The sequence below is a fragment of the Micromonospora sp. MGP-C2 genome, from assembly GCF_057766525.1.
Genome location: NZ_JBYMEN010000002.1, coordinates 6682191 through 6698940, shown reverse-complemented (window position 1 = coordinate 6698940; position 16750 = coordinate 6682191). Strand labels below are relative to the sequence as shown.

Genomic DNA, 16750 nt, shown 5'->3' with positions numbered 1-16750 from the left:
CCGGCTCACTCCTCGCACTCACAGCTTGCAGTCCGCGGAGGGCGCGCGGAACGCCTCCGCGGCGGGGATCGTCTTGAGCACCTTCACGTAGTCCCACGGCTCGGTCACCTCGGCCTGAGGCTTCACCTGGGCCAGGTACGCGTCGTGCACCACCCGGTGGTCCTCGGCGCGGATCTTGCCGTTGCGCAGGAAGACGTCCTCAACCGTCTTGCCCTCCAGCCCCTTGACCACGGCGTCCGCGTCGTCGGTGCCGGCGGCCTGCACCGCCTCCAGATACTGCAACGCCGCCGAGTAGTTGGCCGCGTGCGCGAACGTCGGCCGGGTGCCGACCTTCTGCTGGAAGCGGTCGGCGAACTCCCGGTTCTTCGCGTCGAAGTTCCAGTACCAGGCGTCGGTGTACGTGGTGCCGGCCAGCGCGGCCGGGGTGAGCGAGTGGATGTCGGTGAGGAACATCAGCCCCACCGCGAGGCCGACGCCCTTGTCGCGCAGCTTGAACTCGTTGTACTGCTTCACCACGTTGACCAGCTCGGCACCGGCCTGCATGGTGCCCAGCACGTTCGGCTTCGGGTTCAGGTTGGGCGCCTTGAGCAGGAAGGTGGAGAAGTCACCGCTGGTGTTCGGGAACGGCGCCCCGTCCTTGCCGACCACCGTGCCGCCGGCCGCCGTGATCGCGGTGGAGAAGCTCTTCTCCATGTCCTGACCGAAGGCATAGTTCGGGTACAGGATGTACCAGTTCTTGCCGATCTGCTCGGTGGTGGTCTTCCCGGTGCCGTTGGCCAGCATGTACGTGTCGTACGCGTAGTGGAACGTGTACTTGTTGCAGCTCTTGCCGGTCAGGTCGGTGGTCGCCGCGCCGATGTTGAAGTAGAGCTTCTTCTTCTCCTTCGCCACATCGGCGACCTTCAGCGCCGCGGACGAGGTGGGCACGTCCAGGATCAGGTCGACGCCCTTGCGGTCGTACATCTCCTGGGCCTTGGAGTTGGCCACGTCCGGCTTGTTCTGGTGGTCGGCGGTCTCCACTGTGATGTTTTTGGTCACCGCCTTGTCGCCGTACTTCGCGGTGAAGTCGGCGACGGCCAGCTCGACCGCCGCCACCGAGTTCTTCCCGGACAGCTCCGAGTACGCCCCGGACTGGTCGTTGAGCACGCCCAGCACGATCTTGTCGCCGGTCAGTTTCTGGTCGCCACCCGACTGGGGGCCACCGCCGCCGCAACCGGCGACCAGCACCACCGCGGCTGACGCCACGGCCACACCCACCGTCCTGCGCATGCCCACTCCATCCATCCGGCGCGTCGTCGCGCGGGTCGTCGTTGAGAGAATTCAGATGCCGAGGTACGCGAGCAGTTCGCGTTCGCGCGAGCGCACCTCGGAGTTGTCCATCGCCTCGGCGACACGCCCCTCGGCCAGCAGGTAGTGCCGGTCGGCGACACCCGTGGCGAAGTGCAGGTTCTGTTCGACCAGCAGCACGGTCACCCCGTGCCGCTTGGCCTCGCGCAGCAGCTCACCGACCTGCTGCACCAGCAGGGGCGACAGCCCTTCGGTGGGCTCGTCGCAGAGCAGCAGCCGGGCGCCCATCCGCAGCACCCGGGCCAGCGCGAGCATCTGCTGCTCGCCGCCGGAGAGCATGGTGGCCGCGGAGTCCCGCCGGGTGTGGAGGGCGGGAAACGCCTCGTACACCCGCTCCAGCGGCCACGGGTCGGGGCCCACAGTGGGCGGCAGGGTTAGGTTCTCGGTGACGGTCAGGGTGGCGTAGCTGCCCCGGTCGTCCGGCACCCAGCCCAGCCCCAGGCGGGCCCGTTTGTGCGCCGGCAGCCGGGAGATGTCGCGGCCGTCCAGCTCGACAGTGCCGCGCTGACCGGGGTGCAGCCCCATGACGCAGCGCAGCAGGGTGGACTTGCCGGCGCCGTTGCGCCCGACCAGGGTGACCACCTCGCCGGCGGCGACGTCGAGGCTGACGTCGCGGAGCACCTGCGCCTCGCCGTAGAAGGCGGAGAGGTTCTCAATGCGCAGCATCAGCGGCTCCCAGGTAGGCGGTGATCGCACGCTCGTCGGCCCGAACCTGCTCGTACGGGCCCTCGACGAGGACCTTGCCGGCCTGCAGGACGGTGACGGTGTCGGCGAGTCGGCCGACCACGCTCATGTTGTGCTCGACCATCACCACGGTCCGGCCCTGGCGGACAGTGCTGATCAGCTCGACGGTGCGGTCCACGTCCTCCATGCCCATCCCGGCGGTCGGCTCGTCGAGCAGCAGCACCTTCGGGTCCAACGCCAGGGCGATGGCCAGTTCCAGGGCCCGCTTGCGCCCGTACGCCAACGACTCGGACGGTGCCTGCGCCAGGTCGACCAGCCCCACCATGGCCAGCAACTCGTCGGCCCGCGCGGTGTAGCGACCCATCAGCTTCGCCGACCGCCAGAACCGCCAGCCCAGCCCGCTGGGCGACTGGAGGGCCAGCGCGACGTGCTCCCGGGCGGAGAGCTGCGGAAAGAGGCTGGTGATCTGGAACGAGCGGGCGACACCGAGCCGGGCCACCCGCTCCGGGGGAAGGCCGGTGACGTCCCGGCCGTCCAGCTCGATCCGCCCGGCGCTGGGGCGCAGAAAGCCGGTGAGCAGGTTGAACAGGGTGGTCTTGCCCGCGCCGTTCGGGCCGACCAGCGCGTGCACACTCTCCGGCGCGACGTCGAGGTCGACGTCGTCGACCGCCCGGAAGCCCCGGAAGTCGCGGGTCAGCCCACGGGCCGACAGGAGCGCTTGCCCGGCCATCGCCTCATCCTCCGCACCGTCGCCGCGACGGTCGGTTCGGTGACCGTGGTCACAGGCCCGTCGCGTGGACGAAACCTACGGCGGGCCGAGCGAGTCGAGCCATGTCGATGGGATCCATATTCGCCCCGCAATTGACGTGCGCGAACTCCACCTCCCCGTGCCGTCGATTTGACAGGACCCCCTAGGTTGATGATCCACACAGCCCACCGGAAGGTCCCCACCCCATGCCCGTCGGCTTCACCATGGCGATCGTCTTCGCCGTCGCCCTGGCGGTCAGCGCCGTCGTCGCCCTCGTCGCCCCGGCACGGTCGCTGAAGCGGATGGCCGCCCTCGCGGCGCTCGGCTTTCTCGCCCTCACCCTGGTGGTCGGCATCGCCTCCAGCGCCCACTCGGTGCCCATCCGCTCGGTGGGCATCGTCACCAGCTTCGGCAAGCCCACCGGCGAGGTGACCGGTTCCGGCCTCAAGTGGGTGGCGCCGTGGCAGAAGGTCGGCGAGTGGGACGCCGGGCGGCAGAAGTACGACCACATCGGCGGCAACAACTGCGTACGGGTGCGCACCGGCACGCTCGCCGACGCCTGTGTCGAGGTGCTCATCGAGTGGCAGGTCAAGCCGGAGAACGCGCCGAAGCAGTTCATGGACTACAAGGGCGACTTCGTCAGCTTCCGGGGCCAGCGGGTGGGTGTGCAGCTCGACAGCGCTGTCAACGACGCGTTCGCCGCGTACAACCCGCTGGAGAAGATCGACGCCCAGACCGGTGACCTCAACGTCGACCTCAAGCCGTTCGCCGCGAACATCAAGACCAGCGCGGAAACCCGGCTCGCCACCGACGTGGACATCCTCTCGGTGACCATCACCCGGGTGAACCACGACGACAAGACCGAGGGCAACATCAAGGCGTTCCAGGACAAGCTGGCCCAGACCCGCAACCTGGAGCAGGACCGCAAGAACGCCGAGATCTCCAAGCAGATCACCGAGACCAACGCGAAGGTCGACAAGGTGACCCGCTGCCTGGAGATCGCCGAGAAGAACGGCGCCAACCCGGGGCTCTGCATCAACCCGGGCATCGTCACCGGCAAGTGACGGAGAGGCCGGCCCACCCGTGGCGGGTGGGCCGGCTTCCGCGTCGCGTCGGTGGCGCCGACTAGGCGTAGCTGAACAACGGTGGAAAGACGAGGACCACGATCCACGCCCACGCGGCGTACACCGGCAGATAGCCGGTCTGCCACCGTTCGAGCGCGGCGAACGGTGTGCGCCGCCGGATGAAGGCCAGCAGGAGCCACGCCGACCACGCGAGGTTGACCAGCAGGATGACGTTCTCGCCGAGCGCGGCCGCCCGGTTGGGCGTTCCGCCATACTCGTCGGTGATGCGTCCGGTGATCTCCAACAGCACCAGCACGTCGATGGCCAACGCACTGACCACGAGCGCGAGCTGGAGCTTGTCGAACGGGCCGGGCGGGGCCAGCGGATCGCGGGCCGAGAGCGAGTAGAGCAGCAGCCCCAGCACCACGACGAGCAGCAGGTCGAACAGGATCAGAGCTTCGCGCTCGACCTCGATGCCGTGGCTGGTCCACACGACAGCGACGAGGAAGGCGAGCAGGGCGGCCGTGAAGAGCGGGGTGAACAGCCGGGTGAGGACCGGCGCGATGTTCTCGACGACACTCTGCTTGGCCTCGACCAACCACCCGGCCACGACGACCGCGGCCGCGGCGCCGCAGGGCAGCAGCCACTGCGAGATGAACGCCTCAGGGACGATTCCGATGGCCGCGAAGGTGTTGAACAGGAATGCGGCGAGCACGCCGCCGCCGAGGGCCATCAGGACGAAGTAGATGAACCACTCGCCGGTGGAGCGGATGAAGTCCATGCGTCGACGAGACGAGCGCCAGTCGTCGGCGACGTAGGCCAGACCGACCACGAGCCACAGGGCGATGGGGAGATGGACGCTGCTGACGACCACGGACTGCGAGTCGTCCGCCAGGGGATAGGCGTTTGCCGCCACCGCGCCGAGGGCGAACAGCGCCACCAGCACCGCGATCATCACCGGTCGTGCCTGCCGGCGCCAGGCCAGGAACGCCGCCAGCCAGGGCAGCGCGAACAGGGTGGCGTTCCGCGCGTAGAACGAGCCGTCGTCGTCGAAGCTCAGCCCGAACAGCGCTGGCGCCTTGACGGACACCACCGCACCCGCCGCGCAGCCGAACATGACCCACAGGTCCCGCCGGGAGCGCGCGCCGGCCACCGGGCTGCCGGAGTCGCCGGTCAGCACCAACTGCTTCCACAGGCGCTCCGAATGCTCCCGGGCGAACTCGCGGGAGATGTCGTCGAGGCTGCCCATCCGCTTCACCGCGACCAGGAACGCCTCATCCGGGCTCAGGCCCGCCGCGACCAACTCGTCGACGGAGCCGCGAAGGTGGTCTTCGAGCTCGTCGGCGTCCGACGGTTGCAACTCCCTGCGGCGCAGCACGTACTGGCGCCACTGCGCGAACTGCGCTTCCACCTGCTCCGGCCCGTCGTGTGCCGTCATGCGAGGCCCTCCAGCGGGTTCACCGTGAGCGGTGCACGGTCATGCCAGATCTCCTTGAGCGCGCCCACGACGGTGTCCCACTGCCGGCGCTGCTCGGCCAGCTCGGCCAGACCCTTGTCGGTGATGCGGTAGTACTTGCGTTTCCGCTCGCCGACGGCCGACTGCCAGCTCGCCTCCACATAGGCGAGGCGCTCAAGCCGGTGCAGCAACGGGTACAGCAGCCCCTCGGTCCAGTCCAGCTCGCCGCCGGACAGCTCGTTGATCCGCCGGAGGATGGCGTAGCCGTAGCTCTCACCCTCGGCCAGAATGCCGAGCACCATCGGCGTCGCCGAGGCGGCCACCAGATCCTTAGCGACCTTCACCAGACCTCACCACGCTCCCCCAAACCCAAGCCTAGAACCATTATGCATAGTAGTGCTAGGCATCGGAGGGTGCAACGGGCCAATCACCTGGTGTCGGCGACGAGGCCGCCCGGAACGGTCCTGCCGCTACGGCAGCTGTCCAAGATCGCCAGGTGTGGCGGATGAGTTGGGCTGGGTCACGCCGAGTTCGACGGGCACCGGCGCCGAGCAGCCTCGGCTAGTTCAGGGTGACCACCCAGCGAGCGCCCTCGCCCCGTGCCAGCCGGTCGAACGCCGAGGGCGCGTCGTCCAGCGGGAGCGTGCCGCTGACCAGCACACCCAGATCCAGTGCACCGTCGGCGAGCTCGGCTGCCAGCACGGGCACCTCCCGGTCCGGGTCGGATGAGCCGTACACCGAGGAGCGCAGGGTCCGCGCGGAGTGGAAGATATCCAGCGCGCCGAGGCTGACCATGTCGTCCTTGGCGCCCATGCCGACCACGGTCACCACTCCCCCGCGCCGGGTGAGCCGCCAGGCCGCCCGGATGGTGGCGGCGCGACCGACGCACTCGAAGGCGTGGTCGGCGCCGCGGCCCTCGGTGCGCGCCCGCACCTCCTTGGACAGCCGGTCGTCGGAGAGCAGGAAGTCGGTCGCCCCAGCGGCGAGCGCCAGGTCGCGCTTGGCCTCGGCGACGTCGACGGCGAGGATCGTGGTGGCGCCGGCCCGGCGGGCGGCGGCGAGCACGGCGAGGCCGACCCCGCCGAGGCCGATCACCGCGACCGACTCACCGGGTGCGACGCGGGCGGTGTTGCGCACCGCGCCGGTGCCGGTGAGCACCGCGCAGCCCAGCAGGGCGGCCTGCTCCGGGGGCAGCCCGGCGGGGATCGGGATGACGGCGTTGTCCGGCACCACCACCGCCTCGGCGAGCGCGCCGAGGCCGAGGGTGAGGTGCAGCGGGGTGCCGTCGTCGGTCTCGCCACGCGCAACGGTGGGCGCGGTGGTGGCGGCGCACAACCAGGGCTCGCCGTGCCGGCACCACCAGCAGGCCCGGCAGGCCGGCGCCCAGTTGAGCACCACCGGGGTGCCGACCGCCAGCCGGCTGCCGGGCCCGGTCTCGGCCACCACCCCGGTCGCCTCGTGCCCGAGCACCAGCGGGAACCTCGCGGCGAGGGTGCCGTTCACCATGGACAGATCGGAGTGGCAGACACCGGCGGCCCGGATCGTCACCCGCACCTCGCCGGGACCGGGCGCGGGCAGGCGTACCTGCTCGATTCGCAGCTCGGCGCCGGCCCCACGCGCGACCAGGGCGCGGACGGTGACCGGCGCGCCCGCCGGCTCGCCGCCGCCGCCCGGCGCGGCCGGGGACGACTCGGGGGCGCTCATCGCTGGATCGCCTTCAGCTCGCAGAACTCGGCGAGCCCGTGCACGCCCAGCTCCCGGCCCAGGCCCGACTGCTTGTAGCCGCCGAACGGGGCGAGCGGGTTGAACGAGGCGCCGTTGATGTCGACCGCCCCGGTGCGCAGCCGGCGGGCCACCGCGAGCGCCGCGTCGGTGTCGGCGGACCAGACCGCGCCGGCCAGCCCGTACTTCGAGTTGTTGGCGATGGCGACCGCCTCGTCGGTGTCGGCGAACGGGAGGACGGCGAGCACCGGACCGAAGACCTCCTCCTGGGCGAGCGCGCTGTCGGGGTGCACGTCGGCGAAGACGGTAGGGGCCACGAAGTGCCCCGCCGACGGCACCGGGGCGTCGGGGCCACCGGCGACCAGTCGGGCGCCGTCGGCCAGGGCCCGGTCGATGTGAGCGCGGACCCGCTCGGCCTGGGCGGCGGAGACCAGCGGGCCGAGGCGGGTCGCCGGATCGAACGGGTCGCCGAGCCGGTAGCCGGCCACCGCCTTGGCGACCAGGTCGAGTGCTTCGTCGTACCGGTCGCGGTGCACGAGCATCCGGGTCCACGCGGTGCAGGTCTGCCCGGAGTTGAGCAGGGCGTTGCCGACGCCCACCTTGACCGCGGTGGCCAGGTCGGCGTCGGGGAGGATCACGTTGGCGGACTTGCCACCCAGCTCCAGCGCGACCCGGGCGATCCGGTCGGCTGCCAGCCGCATGATCCGAGCACCGGTGGCGGTGGAGCCGGTGAACGAGACGAGGTCGACGTCGGGATGCCCGGCCAGGGCCTCGCCGACCACCGGCCCGGTGCCGGTTACCAGGTTGAGCACCCCCGGCGGCAGGCCGGCCTCGGTGACCGCGTCGAAGAGCAGGTACGCGGTCAACGGGGTCATCTCGCTGGGCTTGAGCACCACAGTGCAACCGGCGGCCAGCGCGGGCGCCAGCTTCGCCATCACCTGGTGCAGCGGGTAGTTCCACGGGGTGATCGCACCGACCACGCCGATCGGCTCGCGGACGACGAGGGAGTTGCCGATCGTCTCGTCGACCGGTGCGCGGGCGGCGAGCGCGACGTGGTCGCGCAGCACGGTCAACGGCAGTCCGACCTGCACCCGGGTGGCGAGCTTGAGCGGCGAGCCCAGCTCGACGGCGATGGTGCGGGCGAGGTCGTCGGCGCGTGCGGCGAGCGCGGTGTGCAGCCGGTCGAGGTGGGCGGAGCGCTCGGCGGGAGCGGTGGCCGACCAGCCGGGGAAGGCGGCGCGGGCCGCGGCCACGGCGCGGTCCACGTCGGCCGGGGTGCCGGCCGGCACCTGCCCGATCAGCTCACCGGTGCTCGGGTTCTCCACGTCGATCAGGTCGGTGCCGGCGGGCGACGACCATTCGCCGCCCAGGTGCAGGTGGCGCCGGAGGCGCAGGGCGTCGGACAGCTGCGACGGCGGGGCGGCGAGGTCCATGTCGTCCCTTCGGGGGTGGTCGATGGGCGATGGCGACGGGGTCGCGAGGGGGGTGCGACGACGTCGCGGCGGGCGATGAAACTAGCGCTGGGAGTTTGGACGCTACCCGTTGGGCCGCCCGGACTCCACAGTGTCGACGGTACGGGCGTACTCGGCGGCCAGGCCGTACAGCAGGGCGTCGAGGCCCAGCGCGAAGGCGCCCTCGTCCACGCTCTGCTGGTGCTCGGCGAGCCGGTGCGCCTGGCGCAGGTGCGGGTAGTGCGCGGCGTACAGCTCCGGGTCCTCGACGAAACCCCGGGCGAACGAGCCGAGCGCCGACCCGGCCACGAAGTAGCGCAGGGCCGCGCCGATGTGGGTGGCCCGCGCGGGCGGCCAACCGGCGCGGACCAGCCCGCCGTAGACCGCGTCGGCCATGGCCAGCGCCGCCGGTCGGCGGCGCGGCCCCTGCGCCAGGTACGGCACGATGTTCGGGTGCGCGGTGAGCGCCCGCCGGTACGACCAGGCCCAGTCGAGCAGCGCGGCGGCCCAGTCCCGGCTGGCGAAGCCGCTGGTGTCGACGGCGACGGTGACCGTGTCGGCGACCGCGTCGAGGATCTCGTCCTTGGTGGCGAAGTGGTTGTAGAGCGACGGCCCGCGTACGCCCAGCTCGGCGGCGAGCCGCCGGGTGGAGAAGGCTGGCAGGCCCTCGGCGTCGATGAGCGCGGTGGCTGTCTCGACGATCAGCTGCCGGGTCAGCCGGGGCTGGCGGGGTCGGGGCACTGCGCTCCTCGCGGGTCTCGGCCGTCAGGTCTGGACGCGGCAAAACTTGCACCGCTAGTTTAGTGGTGACCGGCTGCGCCGACGCCAGGAGGACCACGTGGACTTTTCGCTGACCGACGAGGAGCGGGCGGTGCGGGACACCGTCCGATCGTTCATCCGCCGCGAGGTGATGCCCCTGGAGGCGGAGGTGCTCCGCCGCGAGAGGGCACACCAGCCGGGCCTGGACCACTCCGAGGTGCGTGAGCTGCAACTCAAGGCGCGCAAGTTCGGCTTCTGGGGCCTGGCCACCCCCGAAGAGTACGGCGGGATGAACCTGCCGGCGGTGCTCCAGTCGTTGATCTGGACGGAGCTGGGCCACACCTTCGTGCCGTTCCGCTTCGGCGGCGAGGCGGACAACATCCTGTTCCACGCCACCGAGGAGCAGAAGCAGGAGTTCCTCATCCCGACCATCGAGGGTGAACGGCGCTCCTGCTTCGCGATCACCGAGCCGGGTGCCGGCTCCGACGCCGCGAACATCCGGCTCTCCGCCCGCCGCGACGGCGACGACTGGGTCCTGGACGGCGAGAAGACCTTCATCACCGGTGGCCACGACGCCGACTTCGCCATCGTGGTCGCGGTGACCGACCGGGAGAAGGGCGCCCGCAACGGCGGGGCCACCGCGTTCCTGGTGGACCGTTCGATGGGCTGGCGCTCGGAGTTCATCCAGACCATGGGCGAGGGCGGGCCCGCGTCGCTCATCTTCGACGGCGTACGCGTGCCGCACCGCAACATCCTCGGCGAGATCGGGCAGGGCTTCACGCTGGGCATGGAGTGGATCGGCAAGGGCCGTTACACCATCCCGTCGCACGCCATCGGCATCGCCGAACGGGTCCTGCAGATGGCCATCGACTACGCCAACACCCGGGAGACCTTCGGCACGAAGATCGGCACCAACCAGGCCATCCAGTGGATGATCGCCGACTCGGAGACCGAGCTGGAGGCGGCCCGCTGGCTGGTGCTGCGCTCGGCGTGGACGGTCGACCAGGGCCTGGACCCCCGGCACGCGTCGTCGATGGGCAAGCTCTACGGGGCCGGCATGGTCAACCGGGTCGTCGACCGGGTGCTCCAGATCCACGGCGGCATGGGCTACACCCGTGAGCTGCCCATCGAACGCTGGTACCGGCAGGTCCGGCTCTACCGGATCTTCGAGGGCACCGACGAGATGCAGCGACTGATCATCTCCCGGGACCTGCTGCGCGGCTACACGAAGATCGGTGGCCACCTGGCCTGAGATCTGAATTCCGCCCGTCGTGAACAAAGTAGGTCTGCCGGCCATCTACCCCAATGACACCTACCCAGGGATCAGAGGGGGAACGCTCATGCACCTACGAATCAAGGCTGCTGCGCTGGCGATGGTCGTGGCCACGTTCGTCGCCGTCGCGGCCGTACCGGCGTCCGCGAGCGTCAGTCAGGGTTACGTCGCGGGTTCCGGCACCTGGACCGACGACTGGAACGACGAGGGTCCGATCTCCGCGTCGACCCGCTCGTACAGCAACGTGGTCGCCATGTGGCAGATGATCCTGTGGGCGGACGGTTACCTCGCCTACTCGGGCGTCGACTGCCAGTTCGGGCCGGTGACGACGGCCGCCACGAAAAAGTGGCAGACCGCCCGAGGTCTCGTCGCCGACGGCGTCGTCGGCCCGAGAACCCTGGCCAGGGCGGCCACCCGGCTCGGTGTGTACGAGGGCGAGGGTTGGTACTACTACGACGGCGCCGGCAGCGAGATCGTCCACTTCGGCCGCCTCGCTGACGGTCGGTGGGACATGAGCATCGGCAGCCCGCAGGATGACCGCAGGACCGAACGCGCCGGTCTCGAACGGGCACAGCGGGTTGCACGGATCTCCGGCACCGACGCCGTAGGCGTCGGCACCGCAGCCGACGCACTGATCGTTGTGGTCGATCTCGCGGGCTGGGTCGGTCGTATGCTGGGACATGGAACTCCCTTTCAGAGAGGGGCTGTTCTTCCTGGTCCGGCTGGGTGGTGGGTCACCTGGCCGGACCGTTCCTTGCTCCTCTATCGTACAGGAAAAGGTACAGGAAAAGCTGCCTCGGGGGTCTTTTTCTGTACCTTTTTGCCGTACGGTGGGGGCATGAGCAGCGAATCTGAGATGCGTCGGCCTGAGGTGTCGGCGGGGATGGCGGCGGCCCGGGACCGGGGTGTGCGGCTGGGTCGTCCGCCAGCGCCGTTGCCGCCTTCGACCGCTCGGGCGGTGCAGCTACGCGGTGAAGGGCTGTCGCTGGCGGCGATCGCGGCGGCGTTGAACGCCGAGCAGGTGCCGACGCCGTCCGGGAAGGGGCAGTGGGCCAAGAGCAGCGTCAAGTACGTGCTCGACCGGCACGACGCAGCTCAGGGGTCGGTGTAGGCCCTTGTGGACGGGGTTTGCGGGCTTGCCCGCGCGCGCCGGGGGTGGGGTGGGATCTCCTCGTGTCGGCCGATCTCCGATCGACCGGGCCGGCTCTGGGACGGCCAGGCTCGGCGTAGCCGACCGCGAAGCGGCTTGGCCTGGTCGTCTCAGAGGTGGTCTGGTAGCCCTCTGGGCGGCCGGCGCGAGGGGATCCCACCCCCGGGTGACCACTCACCCACCTGGCGCTTTGGTCCCCGCCGGATCTCCGAGAGAGGCCCCGCCGGAGCCGTCGATAGTGGAGAGCACGACCACGGCGCCCCGGATGCCGGTCCACGTTCCCTGGGCCGGCTCGCTGCCCCTGTCGGTGATTCCGCGGCATCACCCCTCGCTGCGGACGCCGGCCCGCCCGGCGCCGCAACTAGCACGAGGACGGGGCCGGAGTTCACTTCCGGCCCCGTCTTCACCCACGACTTCGCAAGGCAAAGGCCGCTAGGCCGCTACTTCCTGGAGATGGGGTCTCACCGGTAATGATGCCGGATTGAACGCTAAGAAATGATCTTGACTTGAGGGTCTCGGTTCTGTCACTGCCGGGACGGCTGCAACTCGCCCGACACCTCGACGTCCCGAAGTTGCTGCAGCGGCAGCGGAGTTGGTGCCTCGATCCGCGTCTCACCCACGCAGATTGTCGTGTTGCTGACAATACGCACAGGCCCCTCTAGCATCGTGCCCCAATTGTAGAAACAAGTGTTCGCAGAGGGGCATGAATGCGGAAGATTCAATTTCTGACACGCTTACGAGAGACGGCGTTCGTGCTGTCTCTCGCGCTCACGGTAGCGCTGCTGGGTCTGCCGCCCTCGGCGGCGTCCGCTGCCGAGCAGGTCCGGGTGCCGCCGCCCGCATGCGCGGGCATGACGCCGCCGAGCGAGGACGGCACCTCGGTCGACGACGAGAACCACGCCGCCATCCGGCTCGAACTGCCGGCCTCCGACGAGGAAATTCCGGTCGACGAAGAGGGCAAGGTCGACCTCAGCGGCTTCCTGCACAAGCAGGCCACCATGGTCGACCTGTCGATCGGCAGCGACATGGTGACGACCGACTTCACCCTCGGCCCGCCCCCGGAGGGCGAGACGAACTGGTCGGCGTCATGGACATCGCGGTTCCGCCCGCCGCAGCTCGGCAAGACCCTGGTCTGCGTCCGCGCAGAGCGCGAACCCGGACGGTACGCCCGGATCCTGCGCGAGTTCACGTTCGTCGACAACATCGCGCCGAGCAACGTCACCGGGCTGAGCGTCGGCAACATCACGCACAACTCGGCCACGGCGAGCTGGAACGCGGCCACCGACAACTACGGCCTGGCCGGCTACGAGGTCCGGGTCGACGGCGGCCCGCCGATCCGCACCAACGTCGGCACCCGCTCGTACACCATGACGGGCCTGCCCCCCGAGAGCGAACACACCGTCTCCGTCGTCGCCGTCGACCTCGCGGGCAACAAGTCGGCCACACCCGCCACGAAGACCTTCCGCACCGCGGCGACTCCGCCCGACGCCGACCCCGAGCTGACGCTCGAGCCGGAAGAGGGCAGCGCCCTGGCCAAGTGGCAGCCTGACCCCAACGGTGACCACACCTACCGCGTCTCCCTCGACGGCCGGCTCTACGAAGAGTTCTCGATGGCGGAGTACTGCGTGGACGCCGCGGGCAACCCGGCGAATCCGTGCACGGCGCAGGACGTCATCGAGTTCACCATCGAGCCCCTCGAAGCGGCCACCTCGTACACGCTGCGGGTCGACGCGATACAGGAGGATGGCACGCCCTGGCGGGACTTCAGCGGTGGCTTCACCACCGACACCGTCGCCCCCGCGGTGCCCCAGGAAGTCACGCAGCAGACCTCCAGCGAAAGCTCGCAGTGCGCCGCGCAAGGCGGCGACTTCTACATCGCGGAGAGCGTGCGCTCCAGCGTGACGGTGCCCGAGGGCAGCACCCAGGTCTTCCCCGGCTGCTACACCGCCGCGGACGCCAGCTGCGTCGAGGACCACATGCCGCCCGACGAGGACGAGAAGTTCGACTGCTCGGACGACGTCACCGAAATGCTCCACGACCTGGCATCGCCCGGAGGCGGACCGGCGCTTTCCCCGCTGAGCAGCTCCACCAGCGAGGTGAAGCCGCTGTACGATCCCGGCAACCCCATCCAGCCCGTCGTCTGGTGCCTGGAGAGCCGCGCCTGCACGCTGCTGCTGGCGCCGCCCGCCACGGCGGCGGCGACGGTCGCGACGTCGAGCGTCGTCGCCGCGGTCATCTACTGGATCGCGGTGATCGCCGGGGCGATCGTCGTCGGGGTCGCGCTGGGGCTGATCTGGGCCATCATCGACGCCAGTCCGATAGCCATCGGCGGCCTCCTGGAATATCCGATCGACTACACCGACGACTTCAACACCTATGACGACTGGGGCCTGGAAGAAGGGCAGTGGTACCACAGCCTCGCGGCCTACGCCCAAACCATCAAGACGACCAAGGACCTTACCGAGAAGTACGACCTGCCCTTCGCCTGGACCAGCGGGGACGACGCGGACCTGCGGGCCAACATCGACCAGGCGTGCGCGGCCCAGAAGCAGGCCAGCTCCAGCATCGCCCCCTGCGACGACAACATCGCGTTCTACGTCCCGGGCGGCCGGAACCACAAGTTCAGGCCGATGCAGGAAACCGGCAAGCACATCGTCGAGGCCATGGGTGACGGCCGCTGGCCGCAGCCTGCGGGCCGGGCCCAGTGGTTCGCCCCGGCGCGCAGCATCAACGGCCAGGCCGCGATGAACGCCGGCTACGACCGCAACTGGTACTACACCAACCCGAAGTTCGCGGGGAATGCATGCCTCCCACGGCCCGTGGTCGGTTCCGGGAAGACCTGCGACGAGTTCCCGTTCTGGGCGACGGACCAGGCGGTCGACCTGTCGGGCCTGACCGCGGACGTGCGCCACGTGCCGAGCACGGAGTCGCGGCCGCAGGGCAACGACATCAGCTCCTTCAGCAACAAGTGCAAGGTGGACGACGGAGAGCGGTACATCGTCCTGCCGATCAAGCCGTGGGTCGCGGCGAACGCCCCGAGCTTCGGCTTCCGCGTGAACGGCAGCGGCGCCAGCCTCTGCATGGAACCGTCGCTGTAGTGGCGCAGGGCCCGGGTCTCTTCCCGGGGCGCCACTGGTTGATCCGGGCCTGTGATTGATCGGGCCTGAGATTGATCGGACTGTGCGTGATGTCGGCCTTCGAGACCCGGCCCCGGGTCTCGAAGGCCGACCCCGTGCGGGGGAGAGGGCGGTGCGGATGCCGGTGCAGGAGTGCCCGCACGGGGCCCAGTTCAACCGACGACATCTCTTCTCGGGCCCGGCCCGTCTACGCTGCTCGGGGTATCTCCTACGCAGGGAGCGCTTGCCATGCTGGACGACATCTCCGTACTGCGTGCCGCGGCGGCGGACTACCGGGCGGCGGCGACCGCCGCGGGCCTGCCCTGGGACGACCCCGCCGTTCCACCGGAGCCACAGGCCCCGCCGGAGCTGGTCCACCGCGTGTTCGACGTGGACCAAGTCGCCGACCAGCTCACCTGGCTCCACGGCCAGGGATGGCAGGAGCGCCGGCTGCTGCCGAACGGAGGATGGCTGCTCCCCTGGCCGACCGACGCGGACAAGGCGAACGAGGCGCTCGACAACCTGTCGCTGTCGATCGGCGTGCCGTTCCCCTGGCGGCATCAACTGCCGCTCTTCCACTTCGAGTTCCTCGTCTACACCTTCGTCCTGGCAGGAAAGCACGAAGGCGAGATCTGGCGGTACGAGACCGCCCCGGACGCCTGGGACGCCGTACGCGCGGCCCCGAGCCTCGCGGCCCTGTTCACCGAGTGGACCAAGGGGCTCGAAGCCGGCGTGGTCTACCTCAACGACCTCGACGGCTGCCTCGCCGTAGGCGAACGCGGCCGCCGCGCCGTCCACGCGCTCCTCGACCACACCCCTGCCCTCGACCCGCTCGCTTTCCCCGTCTCCATGCCGGAACAACCGCTGCTGCGGCAGCGGCAGGCCGAGTACGGCGTCGACATGAGCCGCGTCAGCCAGGAACGGGGCTTCGAGAGCTTCGAAGCACTGAACGAGGAGATCGACGCGGTACGCGCCGGCCTCGGACTTTGAACCGCTCCGGATCGACGGAAGCTCAATACGTCGGCTACGGCCCACCTCGGGCCGGCCCGTAGCCGCAATTACGGGCCGGCCCTTGTCCGGCGGGTCCGTTCACAGCTCCCGCCGCGACGGTGTCCTCATCTTCGCGGTCCTCCTCCGGACCGCGGAGAACCTCACGGACTACCCCCGGGCAGTCCTGCGGCGGCGCGTCCACCACACCAGGGCGCCACCGGCGGCGATGCCTGCGGATTGTGCCCCGAAGTCCTAGCTCAGACACCAGCCGCAAAGTAGGTGGTCAGGACTTCGCGGCGGCGGTCTTCTTCGGCGGGCGGGGCACGGTCTTGGTCTTGTCGAGGTGCCCGTACACCGTGGAACGGGGCACGTTGAACATGTCGGCGATCTGCTGGACGGTCTTCTCCCGGGCGTCGTAGAGCTGCTGGGCGAGCTCGGCCTGGTCGGCTGTGAGCTTCGGTCGGCGCCCGCCGACCCGGCCGCGGGCCCGCGCGGAGGCGAGCCCGTCGTTCGTGTTCGCCACGATCAGCTCTCTCTGGAGCTCCGCGAGCACGCTGAGCATCCCGAACATGGCCCGGCCCTCCATGGTGGCGGTGTCGATGCCCTGTTCGATGACATGCAGCCCGATCCCGCGCTCGCGCAGCTCGGCGCCGAGGGTCACCAGGTGCAGCACTGAGCGGGAGAGCCGGTCGAGCCGGGTGACCTTCAACGTGTCGCCCTCGCGCATCAGCTGCATGACGAGATCGAGCTTGGGGCGCGAGGCTTTTGCGCCGCTGGCGACGTCGATGTGGATGTTGTCGCGGTCGACGCCGTTGCGGAGAAGCGCGTCGATCTGGTGGTCGGGGTTCTGGTCGGCCGTTGAAGTGCGGCAGTAGCCAAGGAGCATTGTCGGAAACTACCCTGCCGACCGTTCACCGACGTTGATTTCCGACGCGAGTTGTCGACAGTGCCCACCTGCGAGTTCTCGATCACGCGCGTGAGTGTCGGCAG

Annotated in this window: 14 protein-coding genes; 5 read left to right on the top strand and 9 right to left on the bottom strand. The window is 69.9% G+C overall.

Annotated features, from left to right (window positions below):
• Positions 1-18 precede the first annotated feature (18 nt).
• The 3 genes from AC3CF1_RS30795 to AC3CF1_RS30785 are packed head-to-tail and all read right to left on the bottom strand — an operon-like array spanning position 19 to position 2761.
• Entirely contained in the window at positions 19-1269 is a 1251-nt protein-coding gene (locus AC3CF1_RS30795; protein ID WP_488451842.1) for an ABC transporter substrate-binding protein, read from the bottom strand.
• A 51-nt stretch (positions 1270-1320) separates the two neighbouring features.
• Positions 1321-2013 carry an ABC transporter ATP-binding protein gene (locus AC3CF1_RS30790; RefSeq protein ID WP_141908811.1) on the bottom strand — a complete coding sequence of 231 codons (693 nt, stop codon included), beginning with the start codon at positions 2011-2013 and terminating at the stop codon, positions 1321-1323.
• Positions 2000-2761, bottom strand: coding sequence for an ABC transporter ATP-binding protein (locus tag AC3CF1_RS30785; RefSeq protein WP_488451840.1), 762 nt, complete (start codon positions 2759-2761; stop codon positions 2000-2002). The genes AC3CF1_RS30790 and AC3CF1_RS30785 overlap by 14 nt, the downstream gene beginning before the upstream one ends.
• 224 nt (positions 2762-2985) lie before the next feature.
• Between AC3CF1_RS30785 and AC3CF1_RS30780 the strand changes: the two genes are divergently transcribed.
• A complete protein-coding gene (locus AC3CF1_RS30780) occupies positions 2986-3843 on the top strand; it encodes an SPFH domain-containing protein (protein WP_328376029.1) in 858 nt (285 codons plus the stop codon).
• Positions 3844-3904: 61 nt separating this feature from the next.
• On the opposite strand, the gene AC3CF1_RS30775 is transcribed toward AC3CF1_RS30780, so the two are convergent.
• From AC3CF1_RS30775 to AC3CF1_RS30755, 5 genes are all read right to left on the bottom strand, one after another.
• On the bottom strand, positions 3905-5281 hold the full coding sequence (locus AC3CF1_RS30775) for a permease prefix domain 1-containing protein (RefSeq protein WP_488451839.1): 1377 nt from the start codon (positions 5279-5281) through the stop codon (positions 3905-3907).
• A complete protein-coding gene (locus tag AC3CF1_RS30770) occupies positions 5278-5643 on the bottom strand; it encodes a PadR family transcriptional regulator (RefSeq protein ID WP_210793055.1) in 366 nt (121 codons plus the stop codon). Before AC3CF1_RS30770 ends, AC3CF1_RS30775 begins: the two co-directional genes overlap by 4 nt.
• A gap of 217 nt (positions 5644-5860) precedes the next feature.
• Complete coding sequence (locus AC3CF1_RS30765; protein ID WP_488451838.1) at positions 5861-7003, bottom strand: alcohol dehydrogenase catalytic domain-containing protein; 1143 nt, start codon at positions 7001-7003, stop codon at positions 5861-5863.
• Entirely contained in the window at positions 7000-8454 is a 1455-nt protein-coding gene (locus AC3CF1_RS30760) for an aldehyde dehydrogenase family protein (RefSeq protein ID WP_488451837.1), read from the bottom strand. Before AC3CF1_RS30760 ends, AC3CF1_RS30765 begins: the two co-directional genes overlap by 4 nt.
• 102 nt (positions 8455-8556) lie before the next feature.
• The gene (locus AC3CF1_RS30755) at positions 8557-9213 is read right to left on the bottom strand and encodes a TetR/AcrR family transcriptional regulator (protein WP_488451836.1); all 657 of its coding nucleotides are present in this window, start codon (positions 9211-9213) and stop codon (positions 8557-8559) included.
• 97 nt (positions 9214-9310) lie between these two features.
• Here AC3CF1_RS30755 and AC3CF1_RS30750 point away from each other — a divergent pair, with 97 nt between their 5' ends.
• The 4 genes from AC3CF1_RS30750 (at position 9311) to AC3CF1_RS30735 (ending at position 15760) form a co-directional block, all read left to right on the top strand.
• Positions 9311-10483: an acyl-CoA dehydrogenase family protein gene (locus tag AC3CF1_RS30750; RefSeq protein ID WP_327643555.1), complete on the top strand. Its 1173-nt coding sequence runs from the start codon at positions 9311-9313 to the stop codon at positions 10481-10483.
• Between the two features lie 88 nt (positions 10484-10571).
• Positions 10572-11615 carry a peptidoglycan-binding domain-containing protein gene (locus tag AC3CF1_RS30745; RefSeq protein WP_488451835.1) on the top strand — a complete coding sequence of 348 codons (1044 nt, stop codon included), beginning with the start codon at positions 10572-10574 and terminating at the stop codon, positions 11613-11615.
• A 791-nt stretch (positions 11616-12406) separates the two neighbouring features.
• Positions 12407-14752, top strand: coding sequence for a fibronectin type III domain-containing protein (locus AC3CF1_RS30740; RefSeq protein ID WP_354980601.1), 2346 nt, complete (start codon positions 12407-12409; stop codon positions 14750-14752).
• Between the two features lie 267 nt (positions 14753-15019).
• The gene (locus tag AC3CF1_RS30735; protein WP_354980600.1) at positions 15020-15760 is read left to right on the top strand and encodes a hypothetical protein; all 741 of its coding nucleotides are present in this window, start codon (positions 15020-15022) and stop codon (positions 15758-15760) included.
• A 283-nt stretch (positions 15761-16043) separates the two neighbouring features.
• Here the strand turns inward: AC3CF1_RS30735 and AC3CF1_RS30730 are convergent, their stop codons facing one another.
• The gene (locus AC3CF1_RS30730) at positions 16044-16646 is read right to left on the bottom strand and encodes a recombinase family protein (RefSeq protein ID WP_354980599.1); all 603 of its coding nucleotides are present in this window, start codon (positions 16644-16646) and stop codon (positions 16044-16046) included.
• Between the last annotated feature and the right edge of the window lie 104 nt (positions 16647-16750).

Bases quoted from the DNA above. Each gene is read 5' to 3' on its own strand.
- AC3CF1_RS30785 (WP_488451840.1), bottom strand. From the start codon at position 2,761: ATGGCCGGGCAAGCGCTCCTGTCGGCCCGTGGGCTGACCCGCGACTTC.
- AC3CF1_RS30780 (WP_328376029.1), top strand. From the start codon at position 2,986: ATGCCCGTCGGCTTCACCATGGCGATCGTCTTCGCCGTCGCCCTGGCG.
- AC3CF1_RS30730 (WP_354980599.1), bottom strand. From the start codon at position 16,646: ATGCTCCTTGGCTACTGCCGCACTTCAACGGCCGACCAGAACCCCGAC.
- AC3CF1_RS30790 (WP_141908811.1), bottom strand. From the start codon at position 2,013: ATGCTGCGCATTGAGAACCTCTCCGCCTTCTACGGCGAGGCGCAGGTG.
- AC3CF1_RS30735 (WP_354980600.1), top strand. From the start codon at position 15,020: ATGCTGGACGACATCTCCGTACTGCGTGCCGCGGCGGCGGACTACCGG.
- AC3CF1_RS30760 (WP_488451837.1), bottom strand. From the start codon at position 8,454: ATGGACCTCGCCGCCCCGCCGTCGCAGCTGTCCGACGCCCTGCGCCTC.
- AC3CF1_RS30775 (WP_488451839.1), bottom strand. From the start codon at position 5,281: ATGACGGCACACGACGGGCCGGAGCAGGTGGAAGCGCAGTTCGCGCAG.
- AC3CF1_RS30765 (WP_488451838.1), bottom strand. From the start codon at position 7,003: ATGAGCGCCCCCGAGTCGTCCCCGGCCGCGCCGGGCGGCGGCGGCGAG.
- AC3CF1_RS30795 (WP_488451842.1), bottom strand. From the start codon at position 1,269: ATGCGCAGGACGGTGGGTGTGGCCGTGGCGTCAGCCGCGGTGGTGCTG.
- AC3CF1_RS30745 (WP_488451835.1), top strand. From the start codon at position 10,572: ATGCACCTACGAATCAAGGCTGCTGCGCTGGCGATGGTCGTGGCCACG.